Origin of the sequence: Pseudomonas sp. N040 (assembly GCF_015637705.1) — a bacterium.
Classification (GTDB): Bacteria; Pseudomonadota; Gammaproteobacteria; order Pseudomonadales; family Pseudomonadaceae; genus Aquipseudomonas.
In genome coordinates, this window is record NZ_JADOBE010000008.1 from 192,438 (window position 1) to 208,751 (window position 16,314).

The 16,314-nt window shown below is 64.3% G+C and carries 14 protein-coding genes; 4 read left to right on the forward strand and 10 right to left on the reverse strand.

Translation table 11 applies throughout. The features are described from left to right. Positions 1–156: 156 nt before the first annotated feature. The 5 genes from prmA to ISX93_RS13385 all read right to left on the reverse strand — a co-directional run bounded on the left by prmA (position 157) and on the right by ISX93_RS13385 (position 5,414). Positions 157–1,053 carry a 50S ribosomal protein L11 methyltransferase gene (prmA, locus tag ISX93_RS13365; protein WP_195779225.1) on the reverse strand — a complete coding sequence of 299 codons (897 nt, stop codon included), beginning with the start codon at positions 1,051–1,053 and terminating at the stop codon, positions 157–159. Between the two features lie 141 nt (positions 1,054–1,194). Then, positions 1,195–2,544 (reverse strand): acetyl-CoA carboxylase biotin carboxylase subunit, encoded by a 1,350-nt coding sequence (gene accC / locus ISX93_RS13370; RefSeq protein WP_195779226.1) that lies wholly within the window; start codon positions 2,542–2,544, stop codon positions 1,195–1,197. 17 nt (positions 2,545–2,561) lie between these two features. Next, positions 2,562–3,017: an acetyl-CoA carboxylase biotin carboxyl carrier protein gene (gene accB / locus ISX93_RS13375; protein ID WP_195779227.1), complete on the reverse strand. Its 456-nt coding sequence runs from the start codon at positions 3,015–3,017 to the stop codon at positions 2,562–2,564. 46 nt (positions 3,018–3,063) lie between these two features. Beyond that, a complete protein-coding gene (aroQ, locus tag ISX93_RS13380; protein ID WP_195779228.1) occupies positions 3,064–3,513 on the reverse strand; it encodes a type II 3-dehydroquinate dehydratase in 450 nt (149 codons plus the stop codon). Between the two features lie 107 nt (positions 3,514–3,620). Further along, a complete protein-coding gene (locus tag ISX93_RS13385; RefSeq protein WP_195779229.1) occupies positions 3,621–5,414 on the reverse strand; it encodes a protein-disulfide reductase DsbD in 1,794 nt (597 codons plus the stop codon). Positions 5,415–5,638: 224 nt separating this feature from the next. On the opposite strand from ISX93_RS13385, the gene ISX93_RS13390 reads away from it, so the two are divergent. The 4 genes from ISX93_RS13390 (at position 5,639) to speA (ending at position 9,824) form a co-directional block, all read left to right on the forward strand. Next, on the forward strand, positions 5,639–6,691 hold the full coding sequence (locus ISX93_RS13390; RefSeq protein ID WP_195779230.1) for a DUF2333 family protein: 1,053 nt from the start codon (positions 5,639–5,641) through the stop codon (positions 6,689–6,691). Between the two features lie 3 nt (positions 6,692–6,694). Then, complete coding sequence (locus ISX93_RS13395; RefSeq protein WP_195779231.1) at positions 6,695–7,228, forward strand: NUDIX hydrolase; 534 nt, start codon at positions 6,695–6,697, stop codon at positions 7,226–7,228. A gap of 202 nt (positions 7,229–7,430) precedes the next feature. After that, complete coding sequence (locus tag ISX93_RS13400; RefSeq protein ID WP_195779232.1) at positions 7,431–7,802, forward strand: translation initiation factor Sui1; 372 nt, start codon at positions 7,431–7,433, stop codon at positions 7,800–7,802. A gap of 108 nt (positions 7,803–7,910) precedes the next feature. After that, positions 7,911–9,824 carry an arginine decarboxylase gene (speA, locus tag ISX93_RS13405; protein WP_195779233.1) on the forward strand — a complete coding sequence of 638 codons (1,914 nt, stop codon included), beginning with the start codon at positions 7,911–7,913 and terminating at the stop codon, positions 9,822–9,824. An 882-nt stretch (positions 9,825–10,706) separates the two neighbouring features. Here the strand turns inward: speA and ISX93_RS13410 are convergent. From ISX93_RS13410 to ISX93_RS13430, 5 genes are all read right to left on the reverse strand, one after another. Then, the gene (locus ISX93_RS13410; RefSeq protein ID WP_195779234.1) at positions 10,707–12,203 is read right to left on the reverse strand and encodes a multicopper oxidase family protein; all 1,497 of its coding nucleotides are present in this window, start codon (positions 12,201–12,203) and stop codon (positions 10,707–10,709) included. A 194-nt stretch (positions 12,204–12,397) separates the two neighbouring features. Next, positions 12,398–13,525: a GGDEF domain-containing protein gene (locus ISX93_RS13415; protein WP_195779235.1), complete on the reverse strand. Its 1,128-nt coding sequence runs from the start codon at positions 13,523–13,525 to the stop codon at positions 12,398–12,400. A 75-nt stretch (positions 13,526–13,600) separates the two neighbouring features. Next, positions 13,601–14,197, reverse strand: coding sequence for a DUF4136 domain-containing protein (locus ISX93_RS13420; RefSeq protein WP_195779236.1), 597 nt, complete (start codon positions 14,195–14,197; stop codon positions 13,601–13,603). After that, a complete protein-coding gene (locus tag ISX93_RS13425) occupies positions 14,194–14,955 on the reverse strand; it encodes a methyltransferase domain-containing protein (protein ID WP_195779237.1) in 762 nt (253 codons plus the stop codon). Before ISX93_RS13425 ends, ISX93_RS13420 begins: the two co-directional genes overlap by 4 nt. Next, positions 14,952–15,257 (reverse strand): nucleotide pyrophosphohydrolase, encoded by a 306-nt coding sequence (locus ISX93_RS13430; protein WP_195779238.1) that lies wholly within the window; start codon positions 15,255–15,257, stop codon positions 14,952–14,954. The genes ISX93_RS13425 and ISX93_RS13430 overlap by 4 nt, the downstream gene beginning before the upstream one ends. Positions 15,258–16,314: the final 1,057 nt, after the last annotated feature.

Sequence of the window (16,314 nt, forward strand, 5' to 3'; positions counted from 1 at the left end):
GTGCGGTTAATCGGTCAACTCAGGTTTGGCCGGTCGAGGTGCCGGGCCAGGGCGCCGCGGGGAGCCATGGCCGGGCCATGCCGCGGAGCGCTGACGCAGTAGCAGAACCTCGGACGCCGTCATTGACCAATCGAACTGGCCACACAGGCCACTAGTTTAACGGAAACTGTCAGGCTGGCGACGAGTGCCGGAGATGCGCACCCAGCCATCCTTGTCGGCCGTCGGATCCAGCTCGAAGGCATCGCGGTAGGCATCGCGCACTTCCTCGGCCTGCTCGGCGAGGATGCCGGACAACGCCAGGCGTCCGCCAGGCCTGACCAGGCTGGTGATCTGCGGCGCCAGGCTTACCAGCGGTCCGGCGAGGATATTGGCGACCACCACCTCGGCCTGTTCCTGCGGCAGGTCCGCCGGCAGGTACAGGGGGAAGCGTGCCGGCTCGATGCCGTTGCGCGAGGCGTTGTCGCGCGAGGCTTGCAGGGCCTGCGGGTCGATATCGGTGCCGGTGGCCAGGCGCGCGCCCAGCAGCAGGGCGGCAATCGCCAGGATTCCCGAGCCGCAGCCGAAATCCAGCACTGTGCAATCCTGCAACGGCTGGCCGTCGAGCCACTCCAGGCACAGCGCCGTGGTCGGATGGGTGCCGGTACCGAAGGCCAGCCCCGGGTCGAGCAGCAGGTTGATCGCCGCCGGGTCGGGCGCGGCATGCCAGCTGGGCACGATCCACAGGCGCCGGCCAAAACGCATGGGCTTGAAGTTGTCCATCCAGCTGCGTTCCCAGTCCTGGTCCGCGATCAGTTCCAGCTGATGCTCGGGGAGCTGGCCGCCGCACAGCAGTTGCAGGTGGGCGAGCAGGGCGTCGGCATCGGTGTCCGCTTCGAACAGGGCGAGCAGGTGGGTGTGCGACCACAGCGGGGTGGTGCCCAGGTCCGGCTCGAAGATCGGCTGGTCTTCGGCATCCATGAAGGTGACCGAAACGGCCCCGACATCGAGCAGGGCATCTTCGTAGGTTTCGGCCTGCTCCGGCGTGATGGCTAGACGAACTTGCAACCAGGGCATCGGGGAACCTCGTAGGGTGGGACTTCGGGGGGAATTCTGCGGCATGCGCCGCCGGCCAGGCGCGCAAGCTTACTTGAGCGGTGGGGGTGGAGCAAAAAGGGCCGCCAGATGGCAGCCCTTGATGGGTGCGGCAAGCCGGGCTCAGTGCTTGTCCATGCCCAGCTTTTTCTCCAGGTAGTGGATGTTCACGCCGCCCTTGCAGAAGCCGGCATCGACCACCAGGTCACGGTGCAGCGGGATGTTGGTCTTGATTCCGTCGACCACCACTTCGTCCAGGGCGTTGCGCATGCGCGCCAGTGCTTCTTCGCGATCCTTGCCGTAGGTGATCAGCTTGCCGATCAGCGAGTCGTAGTTCGGCGGCACGCTGTAGCCGCTGTACAGGTGTGAGTCCACCCGTACGCCATTGCCGCCCGGCGCATGGTAGTGTGTGACCTTGCCCGGGCACGGCATGAAGGTCTTCGGGTCTTCGGCATTGATCCGGCACTCGAGGGCGTGCCCGCGGATGACCACGTCATCCTGGGTGAACGACAGCGGATTGCCCGAGGCGATGCTGAGCATTTCCTTGACGATGTCGATGCCGGTGACCATCTCGGTGACCGGATGTTCGACCTGCACCCGGGTGTTCATCTCGATGAAGTAGAAGTGGCCGTCCTCATAGAGGAACTCGAAGGTGCCGGCGCCGCGGTAGTTGATGTCGATGCAGGCATCGACGCAGCGCTTCAGCACTTCGGCGCGGGACTTCGGGTCGATGAACGGCGCCGGCGCCTCCTCGAGAACCTTCTGGTGCCGGCGCTGCAGCGAGCAGTCGCGGTCGCCGAGATGAATCGCGTGGCCCTGGCCGTCCGAGAGCACCTGGACTTCCACGTGGCGCGGGTTCATCAGGAACTTTTCCAGGTAGACCATGCCGTTGCCGAAAGCCGCTTCGGCTTCGGTGCGGGTCAGTTTGGCCGAGCTGATCAGGTCTTCTTCCTTGAGGACCACGCGCATGCCGCGGCCGCCGCCGCCGCCGGCGGCCTTGATGATCACCGGGTAGCCAACCTCGCGGGCAATCGCCAGCGCGGTTTCTTCGTCTTCCGGCAGCGGGCCGTCGGAACCGGGGACGGTGGGTACGCCGGCCTTGATCATGGCGGCCTTGGCGCAGACCTTGTCGCCCATCAGGCGAATGGTCTCGGCATTCGGGCCGATGAAGGCGAAGCCGGATTTCTCTACCTGTTCGGCAAAGTCGGCATTTTCGGCCAGAAAGCCGTAGCCCGGGTGAATGCCGTTGGCACCGGTCACTTCCGCGGCCGCGATGATCGCCGGAATGTTCAGGTAGGACAGCGCGCCGGGTGCCGGGCCGATGCACACGGATTCGTCAGCCAGGCCCAGGTGCATCAGGTCGCGGTCGGCAGTCGAGTGCACGGCCACCGTCTTGATCCCCAGTTCCCGGCAGGCACGCAGGATGCGCAGGGCAATCTCGCCACGGTTGGCAATAAGGACTTTCTTCAGCATCGCAGGCTCCCCGCGCTTCAAACGATGGTGAACAGCGGCTGGTCGTATTCCACAGGCTGGCCGTTTTCCGCCAGGATGGATTCGATCACGCCGCTGGCCTCGGCCTCGATGTGGTTCATCATCTTCATGGCTTCCACGATGCAGAGGATGTCGCCTTTCTTCACGGTCTGGCCGACTTCGGCGAAGTTGCCCGAGGTCGGCGAGGAGGCGCGGTAGAAGGTGCCGACCATTGGCGAGCGCACCACGTGTCCGTTCAGTTGCGGGGCAGCGGCGACTGCGGCAACTGCCGGGGCGGCGGCTGGCGCCAGGGCGGCAGCCGGCGCGGGCGCAGCGGCATACACCGGATGGCTGGCGGCGACCTGCTTGGCATGCCGGCTGATGCGTACCGATTCTTCGCCTTCGCGAATTTCCAGCTCATCGATGCCTGACTCTTCCAGCAGCTCGATCAGTTTCTTGACTTTACGAATATCCATGTTTGCGTCGACTCCCGCTTGTTGAGGTCAATATCTTCAGATTGGTTTAGCCGTGCTTGGCAGCAAGTTGTTCCAGGGCGGCTTCCAGTGCCAGGCGATAGCCGCAGGCGCCGAGGCCGCAGATCACCCCTACCGCCACGTCGGAAAAGTAGGAGTGGTGACGGAAAGATTCCCGCTTGTGCACGTTGGACAGGTGAACTTCGATGAATGGGATGCTCACTGCCAGCAATGCGTCACGTAATGCCACGCTGGTATGGGTAAATGCCGCCGGATTGATCAGGATGAAGTCGACGCCTTCAGCGCGCGCCGCATGAATGCGCTCGATCAGTTCGTACTCGGCGTTGCTCTGCAGATAGAGCAAGTGGTGGCCCGCCTCGCGCGCGCGGCGTTCCAGGTCCAGATTGATTTCTTCGAGCGTGGTGGCGCCATAAACCCCCGGCTCGCGGGAGCCGAGCAGGTTGAGATTCGGGCCGTGCAGCACCAGTAGGGTGGCCATGCCGGTTTTCCTTGTTAGATAGGCATTTTCAAAACTATGCAGGAAATCCCGCGAGGCTGTCCAGTTATCTGACAAAGCCGTCAAGATGCCTGCTTTATTGCCTTGTTTTATTGATTATTGCCGATTTCTCGCGCCGTTGCGCTGTGCAGTCGTTCAGCCAGTTCCGCCGCGGTGGTCTCGCCGATACTGCGCAAGTCGCGCCATTCCCGCCCGTCGGCGGCAAACAGGAGGAGGGCCGGCGGGCCGAACAGCTGGTAGCGATCAAGCAGGGCGCGTTGTGCGGCGTTGCTGGCGGTCATGTCGAAGCGCAGCAGGCGGAAACCGTCCAGCTGCTCGCGGACTTCGACCGCCGGCAGCACCTCGCGTTCAATCACTTTGCAGCTGATGCACCAGTCCGCATACACATCCAGCAGCACCGGCCGGCCCGCCGCCCGGGCGTCTTGCAGGGCGGCGGCCAGGGCCTCCGGCTGTGCCAGGGTCGTCCAGGGTTGCTGGCTATTCGTCGCCAGCTGCGCGCCGGCCTGCCCCAGCGGGCGCAGCGGATCGGCGGCACCACGCAGCGCGCCCACCCAGCAGGCCACGGCATAGGCCAGCAGGAGCAGACCGAACAGCTGCAGGATTCTTTGTCGCGCGCTCTTGCGGGTGAACTCCAGGGTGCCCAGGCTGAGGGCCACGCCCGCCGCCAGCAGGCCCCACAGCGCCAGGCTCAGCGGGCCGGGCAGGACCCGCTCGAGCAGCCAGATGGCCACGGCCAGCAGCAGCACGCCGAATGCATTGCGCACGCCGACCATCCAGGTCCCGCTTTTCGGCAGCAGGGCACCACCGCCGGTGGCGAACAGTACCAGTGGCGTGCCCATGCCCAGGCCGAGCACGAACAGCTTGAGGCCGCCCCCCAGGGCATCGCCACTGCTGCTGATATACAGCAGGGCGCCGGCCAGTGGCGCGGAGACGCACGGTGATACCAGCAGGCTGGACACTATGCCGAGCACTGCCGCCCCCCACAGGGAGCCGCCACGGGTCTTGCCGGCCAGGCGGTCGAGCGGCGCGCTCAGGGCCTGCGGCAGGCGCAATTCGTAGAGGCCGAACATGGCCAGTGCAAAGGCCACGAAGAAGATCGCAAAGGGTACCAGTACCCACGGCGACTGCAGGCGGGCCTGCAGGTTCAGTTCGGCGCCGAAAGTGCCCATCAGCGCCCCCAGCAGGGCGAAACAGGCCGCCATCGGCAGCACGTAGGCCAGCGACAGGCTGAAGCCGCGCATGCCGCCGACCTGGCCGCGCAGGACCACGCCGGAGAGGATCGGCAGCATCGGCAGCACGCACGGGGTGAAGGTCAGCCCCAGCCCGGCGAGGAAAAACAGCAGCAGCTCATGCCAGGCCAGTGCCGGGGGGGCCGGTTGTGCTGGCGTCGCCGGGATCGTCGCTGCGCCAGCGCCGGCCGCGGGGATTTGCAGGCGGGTCGTTTCCGGCGGATAGCACAGGCCCTGGTCGGCGCAGCCCTGGTAGGTCAGCAGCAGGGTGAAGGGGTCGCTATGCGCCGGATCGAGGGGAATGCTCAGGTCGAGGATGCCGTAATAGACCTCCACCGTGCCGAAATACTCGTCCTGCTTGAGCTGGCCGGCGGGCAGTTGCAGTTTGCCGAGCGGTACGCCGGCCGGTGCGCTGCTGGCCGCGAAGCGCTGGCGGTACAGGTAATAGCCCTCGGCATTGGTGAAGCGCAGTCGCAGGCTGCGGTCCGTGCGCTCGATCAGGCTGGGCCGGAAGGCCTCGCTTACCGGCAGGAAATCCGCGCTGTTGTTCAAGGCAGCACCGAGCCCCGGACTGGTGGCCGGACGCTGATCGAAAATGCCGGCACTCGCAGACAGGCTGAGCAGCAGGGAAAACAGCAGCAACAGGGGGCGCATGAAGGTACTCGGGGCGGCTGGGCGGCCTGCATGATAACCAAGCTGGCCGCCGGCTGCAGGGCCAAGACTGCAAGGGATTGTTACGCCATGCGCGGATTGCCACCGAAGCGTTGTGCGCATGGGCTTTTACCGACACGGCTGCGCCGGCGTTGCCTGTTATAGTGCATTCATCCAAGGGTGCTGCTGCGGCAGCCCCGAGTGCTGCCTAGTGGAAGGAGATGGCCATGCTGGACTGGAAGAATCGTGTCGAGAATGTGCGGGTGTCGGTGGATGACTCGATGGGCGAGGCGAAAAGCTACCTGGGTGGCCTGTGGCGCGCGCTGGGTGTGCTGCTCTGCCTGTACCTGCTGACGGCGCTGCTGGTGGGCTGGTTCTGGAGCCAGGAACCGGAGTTCTTCCCGGTGCAGCAGAATGCCCGCGCGGCGGCCGAGCAGGCGCAGCGCCAGTTGGTCAGTGGCTACACCACGGTGGAAACCCTGAAGACCGTGGCCACTACCCTGCTGGAAAAGCAGGGCGGCTACCTGTCCAATGATGTGGCGCCGCCCGGCCTGTGGCTGGACAACATGCCGAGCTGGGAATATGGCGTGCTGGTACAGGTGCGCGACATGGCCCGCGCCCTGCGCAAGGACTTCGCCCGCTCGCAGTCGCAATCCACCGAGGACCCCGACCTGGCCAAGGCCGAGCCGCGCTTCAACTTCGACAACAAGAGCTGGGCGCTGCCGGCCAGCGAAGCGGAATATCGCGATGGCATCCGCTCACTGGACCGCTACCAGGCCCGTCTGGCCGATGCGGCACAGTCTAATGCGCAGTTCTATACCCGCGCCGACAACCTGAACAACTGGCTGGGCGATGTCGCCACCCGCCTCGGCTCGCTGTCACAACGGCTCTCGGCCAGCGTCGGCCGGGTGCGCCTGAATACCGATACCAGCAACACTGGTGGCCAGCTGCCGGTGGTCAGTGAAGAAATTGTCGAGACGCCCTGGCTGCAGATCGACAATGTGTTCTACGAGGCGCGTGGCCAGGCCTGGGCGCTGTCGCACCTGCTGCGTGCGATCGAGGTGGATTTCGCCGATGTGCTGGCGAAGAAGAACGCCACCGTCAGCGTGCGGCAGATCATCCGCGAGCTGGAGGCGGCGCAGGAACCGTTGTGGAGTCCGATGGTGCTGAATGGCAGCGGCTATGGCCTGCTGGCCAACCACTCGCTGGTGATGGCCAACTACATTTCCCGGGCCAATGCCGCGATCATCGACCTGCGCACCCTGCTGACCCAGGGCTGAGGCATGCCGGTTTCTGCGCGGGAAGCGGCGCACCGGGCGGCCTCGGACGCCGAGCTGATCGCCTGGGTCGACGAGGCCGACCAGCTGCTCGGCAGCCTGCCGCGCGCCGAGCTGCGCGAGCGCGGGCTGATCGGGCGGGGCAGCTTCGTGCTGCTGTTCAATTCGGCCGGCGCGCTGTGCGTGCACCAGCGCACCCTGAGCAAGGCGGTCTACCCCGGCTACTGGGATGTGGCCGCCGGCGGCATGCTGCTGGCCGGGGAAAGCTACGCCGAATCGGCGCGCCGCGAACTGCAGGAAGAACTGGGGATTGCCGGGGTCGAGCTGCGCGAGCATGGCCGCTTCTTTTTTGCCCATCCGGACAACCGGCTGTGGTGCGGGGTGTTTTCCGTGGTCTGCGATGCGCCCTTGCGCCTGCAGCCCGAAGAGGTGCTGCAGGCGCACTTCATGCCCATCGCAAGCGTTCTCGCCGAATCCGCCACCCAGCCCTATTGCCCGGACTCGCTGCTCGCGCTGAAGCGTTATCTGGCTGGCGCGTAGGATGGGTTGGTTGGGTTGAACACAGTGTCGCGCCCAAGATTGCCGGGCAGCTTGTGCAGGATGCCGAACGGGGTCGCCAATCTGCTGTTTGATGGCGCAATTTGGCCCTTAGCAGCAGGCGGCTTTGCCTTTAAACTGCGCCCGCACAAGGCCCGGCCGATCAGCCGGCAACCCATTTCTGGCCTCTCAAGAGGGTGCGCCGGTGGTCAAGAAAGCCTCTTCATTGTCTGCGCTGGGCGGTCTGGTGTACTCCACCGATGCCGGCCGGCTTTGCCCTGGCTGCGGCCAGGCCATTGCGGCCTGCAGCTGTAAACAAACTGCAGTGCCCGAGGGCGACGGTATTGCCCGGGTGCGTCGGGAAAGCAAAGGCCGCGGCGGCAAGACCGTGACGACCATTACCGGTGTCCCGTTGGCCGTGGAAGCGCTGACGGCACTGGCCTCGGCGCTGAAGAAGCGCTGCGGTTGCGGCGGCGCGCTGAAGGACGGGGTAATCGAGATCCAGGGCGATCACGTCGAGCTGCTGCTGGCGGAGTTGGCTGCGCGCGGGTTTCGGGCGAAGAAGTCCGGCGGTTAAATCACCACCTACGCTCAAGCGTGGGCAAGCTCAACCCATCCTACCAACGGCGGCGATCGGTTCGCGCATCAACGACGACGCAGCATCATTTTCGACAGGGGACGCGCAATGCCGGTACGACGCACACGCAAAGATGATGGCAGCCAATGGACAGTCGCGGACAGCCGCAGCGTCTATGGCATCCGCCACTGGGGCGCGGGCTACTTCGCGATCAATGAAGCCGGGCGTGTCGAGGTCCGCCCCAACGGCCCGCAGAGCGCGCCGATCGACCTCTTCGAGCAGGTCGCCGAGCTGCGCAAGAGCGGCCTGTCGCTGCCGTTGCTGGTGCGCTTCCCGGACATCCTGCAGGACCGTGTGCGCCAGCTCACCGGTGCCTTCGATGCCAATATCGCCCGCCTCGGCTACCAGAGCCGCTACACCGCGCTGTACCCGATCAAGGTCAATCAGCAGGAGGCGGTGATCGAGAACATCATCGCCACCCAGGATGTCTCGATCGGCCTGGAAGCCGGCTCCAAGCCGGAGCTGCTGGCGGTGCTGGCGCTGGCGCCGAAGGGCGGCACCATCGTCTGCAACGGCTACAAGGACCGCGAGTTCATCAAGCTGGCGCTGATGGGGCAGAAGCTCGGGCACAACGTGTTTATCGTCATCGAGAAAGAATCCGAAGTGCAGCTGGTGATCGACGAGGCCGCCGAGCTCAAGCTGGTGCCGCAGGTCGGCCTGCGCGTGCGCCTGTCGTCGCTGGCCTCAAGCAAGTGGGCCGACACCGGCGGCGAGAAGTCCAAGTTCGGCCTGTCGGCGGCGCAGCTGCTGTCGGTGGTCGAGCGTTTCCGCGACGCCGGACTCGACCAGGGCATCCGCCTGCTGCACTTCCACATGGGCTCGCAGATCGCCAACCTGGCCGACTACCAGCACGGCTTCAAGGAAGCCATCCGCTACTACGGCGAGCTGCGTGCGCTGGGCCTGCCGGTCGATCACATCGACGTCGGCGGCGGCCTGGGCGTCGACTACGACGGCACCCATTCGCGCAATGCCAGCTCGATCAACTACGACATGGACGACTACGCCGGCGTAGTGGTCGGCATGCTCAAGGAATTCTGCGACGCGCAGGCCTTGCCGCACCCGCACATCTTCTCCGAGAGCGGCCGCTCGCTGACCGCGCACCACGCCATGCTGGTGGTGCAGGTCACCGACGTGGAGCGGCACAACGATGAAATGCCGAAAATCGAAGACGTCACCACCCTGCCGGAGACCGTGCGCTATCTGATCGAACTGCTCGGCCCGACCGATATCGAGATGGTCACCGAAACCTACTGGCGCGCCACCCACTACATGAGCGACGTGGCCAGCCAGTATGCCGACGGCAAACTGACCCTGACCGAGAAGGCGTTGGCCGAGCAGTGCTACTTTGCCGTGTGCCGGCGCCTGCACAACTCGCTCAAGGCCCGTCAGCGCTCGCACCGCCAGGTACTTGACGAGCTCAACGACAAGCTGGCCGACAAGTACATCTGCAACTTCTCGGTGTTCCAGAGCCTGCCGGACACCTGGGCCATCGGCCAGGTGCTGCCGATCCTGCCGCTGCACCGCCTCGATGAAGAGCCGCTGCGCCGCGCCGTGCTGCAGGACCTGACCTGCGACTCGGACGGCAAGATCAAGCAATACGTCGACGAGCAGAGCATCGAGACCAGCCTGCCGGTGCACGAGGTGCGCGAGGGCGAGGACTACCTGCTGGGAATCTTCCTGGTCGGTGCCTACCAGGAAATCCTCGGTGACATGCACAACCTGTTCGGTGACACCGACTCGGTGAACATCTACCAGGATGCCGATGGCAGCGTGTACCACGCCGGCATCGAAACCCACGACACCATCGAGGACATGCTGCGCTACGTGCACCTGTCGCCGGAGGAGCTGATGACCCACTACCGCGACAAGGTGGCCAGCGCCAAGCTCACGGCGCGCGAGCGCACGCAGTATCTGGATGCCTTGCGGTTGGGGCTGACGCGCTCGTCGTATTTGTCCAGTTGAGGCGGATCCGGCTCTACTCGGTCGAAGTTGCAGTATGGGCTAGCCGCCTAGCGGCGTAACCCATCATGGGGTGGTGCGATGTGATTGATGGGTATCGTTGCGCTCCACCCATCCTACGAGCTGCGGATTGGTAATCCGTGGTGAATTGTTGCGCCGGCACTGGATGCGCAATCGACCACAGCACTTTCCTCGGCACAGGGCTACAGGTTGCGCCTTGCACGGCGCCTTACTTTCTCTTTGTTTGCGCAAAGAGAAAGTAAGCAAAGAGAAAGCGCCCCCGGCATCCGGCCCGGCTCTTCGCTACGCTGCGATCCGGGTGCGTTCGCTCCATCGGCGCTCCGGGGGCCCGCTGCGATGGGCCTTCCATGGCCCAGCGCAGCTTTCGTCGCATCCATGCGACTCAACCCCCTCCACACCGATTCCGCTCACCCTCCTGACGGGACTTCCAGTCCGTGCACATTCGAAAGTAGGGTGGATAACCGCGCAGCGTTATCCACCAAAGTCCCCACGGTGGAAAAGCCGCAGGCGGCGTTTTCCACCCTACACAAGGGTTTCGGTAGTCGGACCGTCCCCGTCAGAAGGCCGAGCAGAGGTGTTGCGCAGCAGGATTCGAGGCAGGACGCCGAGAAAGCTCCGATGGGACAGGACGTCCCTTCGGAGCGTGCCTGCGGAGCGGCACCGGAGCGAGGGAAGTCTTCGCACAGCGAAGACCCGGATGTCGGGGTGTGTTTCTTTTGCTTACTTTGCTTTGCACAAGCAAAGAAAAGTGAGGCGCCCGGCGGGGCGCAACCGAAACTGTCTATCGACCACGATAATCAGCCCGGCGCAACCAACAAATCAGCGCTGGATTACCAATTCGGTGCTCCGCTATTCCCCCGACGCTCAAACTACCTCCAGCGTTGCCATCATTCCCTGATTCTCGTGTTCCAGAATGTGGCAGTGGAACATCCGCAGGCCCTTGAACGATTGCACCATTTTTACCCGTACGGTTTCTCTGGGGCGCAGGTTTACCGTGTCTTTCCAGGCCAGAAATGCTGCTGGCGTGACCTTGCCGTCCAGTTCGAATTCGACGATCTGAAACTGCGTGCCATGGATGTGGAAGGGGTGATCCATGTGTGAGTCGTTGTAGACCTCCCACAGCTCTACCGCGCCGAGCTGGCTGCGCATATCTACCCGGTGCATATCGAAGGCCTTGCCGTTGACCAAGAAATCCATCTGGTGCTGGCCGTTTTCCATGCGCATGTTTTCGCTGAATACCACGCGCTTGTCAGCGCTGCTTTTGCCCAGCGGTGAAATTGCACGCAGCGTCTGCGGCAGTCCGGTTGGCTGACCCTTGGCGATAGTCACCTGCGCCAGAGTGAGTACCTGTTCGGGGGCAACGTTACCCATTTTTTGGCGGTCGTAAGTCAGCGCAGTCAAGGCGACAGTCTGTTGCTGTGCTATCGGCTGGACAATGATCTCGATGCGCTCGGCCGGTGCCAGGAGGATTTCCTGCAACGTCTGCGGCTGTTCGAGCAGGCCGCCATCGGTGCCCACCAGGCTGAAGCTGTGGCCGCCCAGGTCGAGCTTCAGGTAGCGCGCGCTGCAGGCATTCCACAGGCGCCAGCGTTCAGCAGTTTTGAGTTCAATGGTCGGTTGATGCTGGCCGTTGATCAGCACGAACTGGCCCTCGCGACCATTCATCCAGTCGTTGGCATCGTTTTCCGCAATGCTGCCATCGGCATTCAGCTTCAGGTCGGAGATCAGCAGGTGCCGCTCGGCAATGTTGTCCAGCGGATCATCGGCAGCACGCACGATAAAGGCGCCAGCCAGGCCGCGAAACACCTGCTCGGCGGTATGCCCATGCGGGTGCGGGTGATACCAGTAAGTGCCGGCACTGCCCTTGGGCAGGTCGAAGCGGTAGACGCGCTCGCCGCCGGGCGCTACCGGGTCATGGGGGTTGCCATCCTGATCCGGCGGCACTGGCAAACCGTGCCAGTGGATGGTGCTGGGCTGCTCGAGCCGGTTGATGAAGCGGATTTCCACCCGGTCGCCTTCGCGTGCTTCGATCAGCGGACCGGGTACGCTGCCGTTGTAGGCCCAGAAGCTGGTGGGCTGGCCGGGCAGCAGTTCGACCGCGACCGGCGCAGCTATCAGTTCGGCTTTGAATACGCCGGGTTGACTGCCCTGATTGAGCAATTTGGGCAGCGGCTGAAGTGCAGCGTTGCCGGGCAGGGCATTTTCGGCTGCAAGTGGCTGGACCGCACTGCTGTGATCCATGCCGCTCATGGCGCCCATGTCGTGCATGGAGTGATCCATTTCCCCGGCGCGCAGCCAACCGGGCAGCAGGGCCAAGCCGCCAACGCCGAGCGCGTGACCGAGAAATCTGCGACGGATCATTGAAGTGCTCCTGAATAGGGTGGGTGTTTGCAGAATCAACCCTGCCATCGTGGGAAGGTCAAGTCTTTGCACGCGGCCCCGGCCTCGGCCGCTTGGCGCCGTGCTGGCCGATCACGCCGTCACCGCGCGTCCCGGGCACGGCCTGCAGAGGCCCGCCGCTGCCAACCGCTGGCTCGACCTGCAGTTTCGCTGCTTCAGCCCCTGGCCAGTTGCAGCCGGTTGCGCCCGTCTTCCTTGGCCTGGTAGAGGGCGGCATCGACGCGCTTGTACAGGTCGTCCGCGCCCTTGTCGATCTGCGGGTTGTAGGCGCCGACCCCCACGCTGGTGGTGATCCGCAGCGCGGAGTCGGGAATCCGCATGCTGGTTTCGGACAGTGTCACGCGGAACTGCTCGGCCAGCTGGCTGGCCTGTTCCAGCGTGGTACCCGGCATGATCACGCCGAACTCTTCGCCGCCCAGGCGCAGCGGAACATCGCTGGTGCGGCGGAATACCTGGCGCATCACCTCGGCGAATTGCTGCAGACACAGGTCGCCGGCGGCATGCCCGTGCTGGTCGTTGACGCGCTTGAAGTAATCGATGTCGAGCAGCACCAGCGACAGCGGGCTGCCCAGCCGGTGCGCGCTGGCAAGCATCGCCTGGAACAGGTCGTTGAACTGGTAGCGATTGCCCAGCTGGGTCAGGCTGTCGGTACGGCTGAGCTGCTCGAGCGAATTGCGCTGGCTAAGCAGCTGTTGTTCGAGGGCGATGGTGGCCAGGTAGTCGGTATTGCTGCGCCGGCAGGACAGCAGCAGGTAAACCAGGTAGATCGCCAGGCTGAGAAAAATCGGGCGCTGTTCCGGCGCGCTCTGGGCCAGCACGACCAGGCCGGGCAGGTTGAGCAGGAACATTACCGCCAGACAGCGATACAGGCGCATGGCGAAAGTAAAGGAAAAGGCCGTACTGAAAGCGATGGTGCTGATGATCGCCAGCAGTTGCGGCACGGCGAAATCTGGCAGGCTCAGGATCAAGACGTTGACGAAACCCCAGCCGGCCGTGGTGACGATGACCATTGCCCAGTGTTGATTGATCCAGCGCTGCAGGCCCGTCACTGAGAGTTCTGTCGGAAAACGGTGCAGCCAGCGGGACACCAGGGCGACAGAAAAGAACAGGCTGCCGACCAAGCCGTAGCGGGCAGCCGTCAGCGAGTCCGGCAGGGCCATGCAGATCAGCAGCCAGGCCACCAGGTAAAAGCTGCCGCCCATTCGCGTGCGGCTGCGCATGTCTTGCGCCTCGCGCCACAGGGCGAACAACTCGGGGTTGCTGGGGGCAGAGTTCGGGTTCATGGGCCTGGTTCGCTGAGGGGGCACGCTTAGCATAGTCAGCTTTGCGCGCTGGCCCGGCTTGAATGGGCTGGATAACTAGTCGGCGGGATAACTCTGCATGGCCCTGGCGACGGTTTCACGCAGGGTTTCCGCCTGCCGATCATCGCTGTAGCCGCTCACCAGCGCGGCGCTGCCGGTCCAGACCAGCTGCCCGCTGCGCGCATCGAACAGGTCGATCTGGACACCAAGGATCTGCTGGGTGGAGTTGATCGCCCCTCCCACGCCAACCCCGTAGCCATCGCCGTAGGGCCCGTGACCATAGAAGCCGCCTACTTCAGGTGGCTGGTGGATCTCCACCTCGCGGGTCAGCACCCGGGCACTGACCAGCAGATCGGGTTCGGCCTGGCCCTGTACCGGGCGCAGGCCGCGCCGATCCAGGCCGGCACTGATGCTGTCGGTAAACAGCTGGCTGCTGGCCCAGCCACTGCCGGCTGGCACTTCGGCGTTACGCCAGGCCCAGCTGTGGTAGAGGGCGAAATCACGCTGGGGCGGCGGATAACTGCTGCGATCGACATTGCTGGCGGCCGCCGCCGGCGCCGGCGGGTAGGGCGTGGATTCACTGGTGTAGGGGTTGGCGGCCGGCTGGCAGGCGGCCAGCAGCAGGCAGGCGGCCAGGCTGAAGAGCATTTTCATGGTGCGACTCCATTGGGGCGGCACAGCCAGTGCAGGTAACGGCCCATGGCACTGAAGGCGGGATGACGGCGATAGGCCAGTTCCATTTCGAGCAGGTCGAGCAGTTCGGCGCGGGCCTGGAACTCGGCCGGCATGTAGTCGTGGAACACGCGCACGCCACTGCGGTTCCCGATCAGCCAGTGCGCGCTCATCTGCCCCTCAAGCTCGCGCGGATCGATCGGGCGCTGCGGCGTCAGGCTCTGCTTTTCGCCGGCCAGCAGGTCGCTGCGCAGCTTGCGGAAATGCCCCTTGAGCAGGTTGCGATAGACCAGCGCGTCGCGGTTGTAGAACGCCAGCGACAGCCAGCCCTCGGTACCGGTCAGCTGGTGCAGCACCGGCAGGATGGCGTGCGGCTCGGCCAGCCATTCGAGCACGGCATGGCACAGCACCAGGTCAAACGGCTGGGTCAGCTGGCCGAGCAGTTCCTGCCAGGGCGCCTGGATGAACGTGGCGGCCTGGCCGGCCTCGCGAAAGCGCTCGCGGGCCGCCTCGAGCATCGGCGCGGCCGGTTCCGCCAGCGTCACCCGGTGGCCGCGCTGGGCCAGCCACAGCGCCATGTGGCCGAGTCCCGCGCCGACGTCGAGCACCCGCAGCGGCCGATCCGGCAGCACTTCGGCCAGATCCGCCTGCAGCACGGCCAGGCGGATGGCGCCCTTGCTGCCACCGTAGATCTTCTCGGCAAAGCGGCTGGCGAGGGCATCGAAGTGACGGTCTTTCATCGGGCAAACCGTCGCTCGCTGTCGGCCAGCTTGGCCTGCACCGCCTGTTCCATATCGATGCCCAGTTCGCTGCAGAGCAGCAACAGGTAGAGCACGATATCGCCGACTTCCTCGCCGGCATGGTGCAGTTCGGCGGCGGACAACTGGCGGGACTGGGCCTCGCTGAGCCACTGGAAGATCTCCAGCAGCTCGGCCATCTCCACGCTGGCGGCCATCGCCAGGTTTTTCGGGCTGTGGAAGCCGCGCCAGTCATTGTTGTCGCGAATGCGGTGCAGGCGGCTGGTCAGTTCGACGAGGTTCATCAACGGATTCCTTGTTCCATCTGCATAGCTTCCCGCCCGGACGAGTGGCAGGCAAGGGCTGGCGGGAAAAAGAAAGCGCTCTGCCGGTGCTTATAATGTGACCGCAAAGGAGGATTTGTTATCCAAAGTGCACAAGTGGCGGAAAGATGCACTTTTCGTCGCTTGGTTTCGGCAACTCCGTGTTTTTCGGCCACGTCCTGCGTGGCCGTTTTTTTTTGCTAGGTGCGCACCCGCTTGTCGTAGGGTGGGTTTCAGCCCACCGCAACGGCTGCAAGACATTTGTGGGCTAAAGCCCACCCTGCGCAGAACAAAGCACTTTCAGCCACTCACACAGACAGTGCCTTTTCTGCCTGCGCGGGTGGGTTTTGGGCGTCTGGGAAGTCAACGGGTTGGCAATCCGTGGTGATTTTTTCCCTGCGCGGCTTCAGCGTCGAGTAATGTCGCCACGCTTTCCGTGGCACAGGGCTACAGGTTGCGCCCTGCACGGCGCCTCACTTTCTCTTTGCACGCGCAAAGAGAAAGTAAGCAAAGAGAAAGCGCGCCCGGCATCCGGCCCCGAGCGCTACGCGCTCGGGGTGCGTTCGCTCCATCGGCGCTCCAGGGGGCCGCTGCGATGGGCCGTCCATGGCCCAGCGCAGCTTTCGTCGCATCCATGCGACTCAACCCCTTGCACACCGATTCCGCTCTCCCTCCTGACGGGACTTCCAGTCCGTGCACACCAAACAGCTTTTTCGGTCTTATTTTCGAACAGTAGGGTTTCGGTAGTCGGACCGTCCCCGTCAGGAGGCCGAGTGCAGGTGCTGTGCAGAGGGGCATTTGGCATGGATGCCAAATGAGGAACGATGGGCCATGGATGGCCCTTCGAGACGACCCTCGGAACAGTGCCGGAGCGAGGGGAGTCGAGCGCAGCGAGACCCGGATGCCGGGGGGTGTTTCTTTTGCTTACTTTTCTTTGCACAAGCTGTACGGACCGGACACATAGGTGACAGGTGTGCGGAGACATGGCTGACACTTTCGGTAGTGACCTGCCGAGCCGATAACCATGCCTTGGAACGCT

Coding starts and splice junctions, on each gene's coding strand:
- ISX93_RS13395 (WP_195779231.1), top strand. CDS start 6,695: ATGCCGGTTTCTGCGCGGGAAGCGGCGCACCGGGCGGCCTCGGACGCC.
- ISX93_RS13420 (WP_195779236.1), bottom strand. CDS start 14,197: ATGAAAATGCTCTTCAGCCTGGCCGCCTGCCTGCTGCTGGCCGCCTGC.
- ISX93_RS13410 (WP_195779234.1), bottom strand. CDS start 12,203: ATGATCCGTCGCAGATTTCTCGGTCACGCGCTCGGCGTTGGCGGCTTG.
- ISX93_RS13390 (WP_195779230.1), top strand. CDS start 5,639: ATGCTGGACTGGAAGAATCGTGTCGAGAATGTGCGGGTGTCGGTGGAT.
- ISX93_RS13430 (WP_195779238.1), bottom strand. CDS start 15,257: ATGAACCTCGTCGAACTGACCAGCCGCCTGCACCGCATTCGCGACAAC.
- prmA (WP_195779225.1), bottom strand. CDS start 1,053: ATGCCCTGGTTGCAAGTTCGTCTAGCCATCACGCCGGAGCAGGCCGAA.
- accC (WP_195779226.1), bottom strand. CDS start 2,544: ATGCTGAAGAAAGTCCTTATTGCCAACCGTGGCGAGATTGCCCTGCGC.
- ISX93_RS13415 (WP_195779235.1), bottom strand. CDS start 13,525: ATGAACCCGAACTCTGCCCCCAGCAACCCCGAGTTGTTCGCCCTGTGG.
- speA (WP_195779233.1), top strand. CDS start 7,911: ATGCCGGTACGACGCACACGCAAAGATGATGGCAGCCAATGGACAGTC.
- aroQ (WP_195779228.1), bottom strand. CDS start 3,513: ATGGCCACCCTACTGGTGCTGCACGGCCCGAATCTCAACCTGCTCGGC.
- ISX93_RS13385 (WP_195779229.1), bottom strand. CDS start 5,414: ATGCGCCCCCTGTTGCTGCTGTTTTCCCTGCTGCTCAGCCTGTCTGCG.
- ISX93_RS13425 (WP_195779237.1), bottom strand. CDS start 14,955: ATGAAAGACCGTCACTTCGATGCCCTCGCCAGCCGCTTTGCCGAGAAG.
- accB (WP_195779227.1), bottom strand. CDS start 3,017: ATGGATATTCGTAAAGTCAAGAAACTGATCGAGCTGCTGGAAGAGTCA.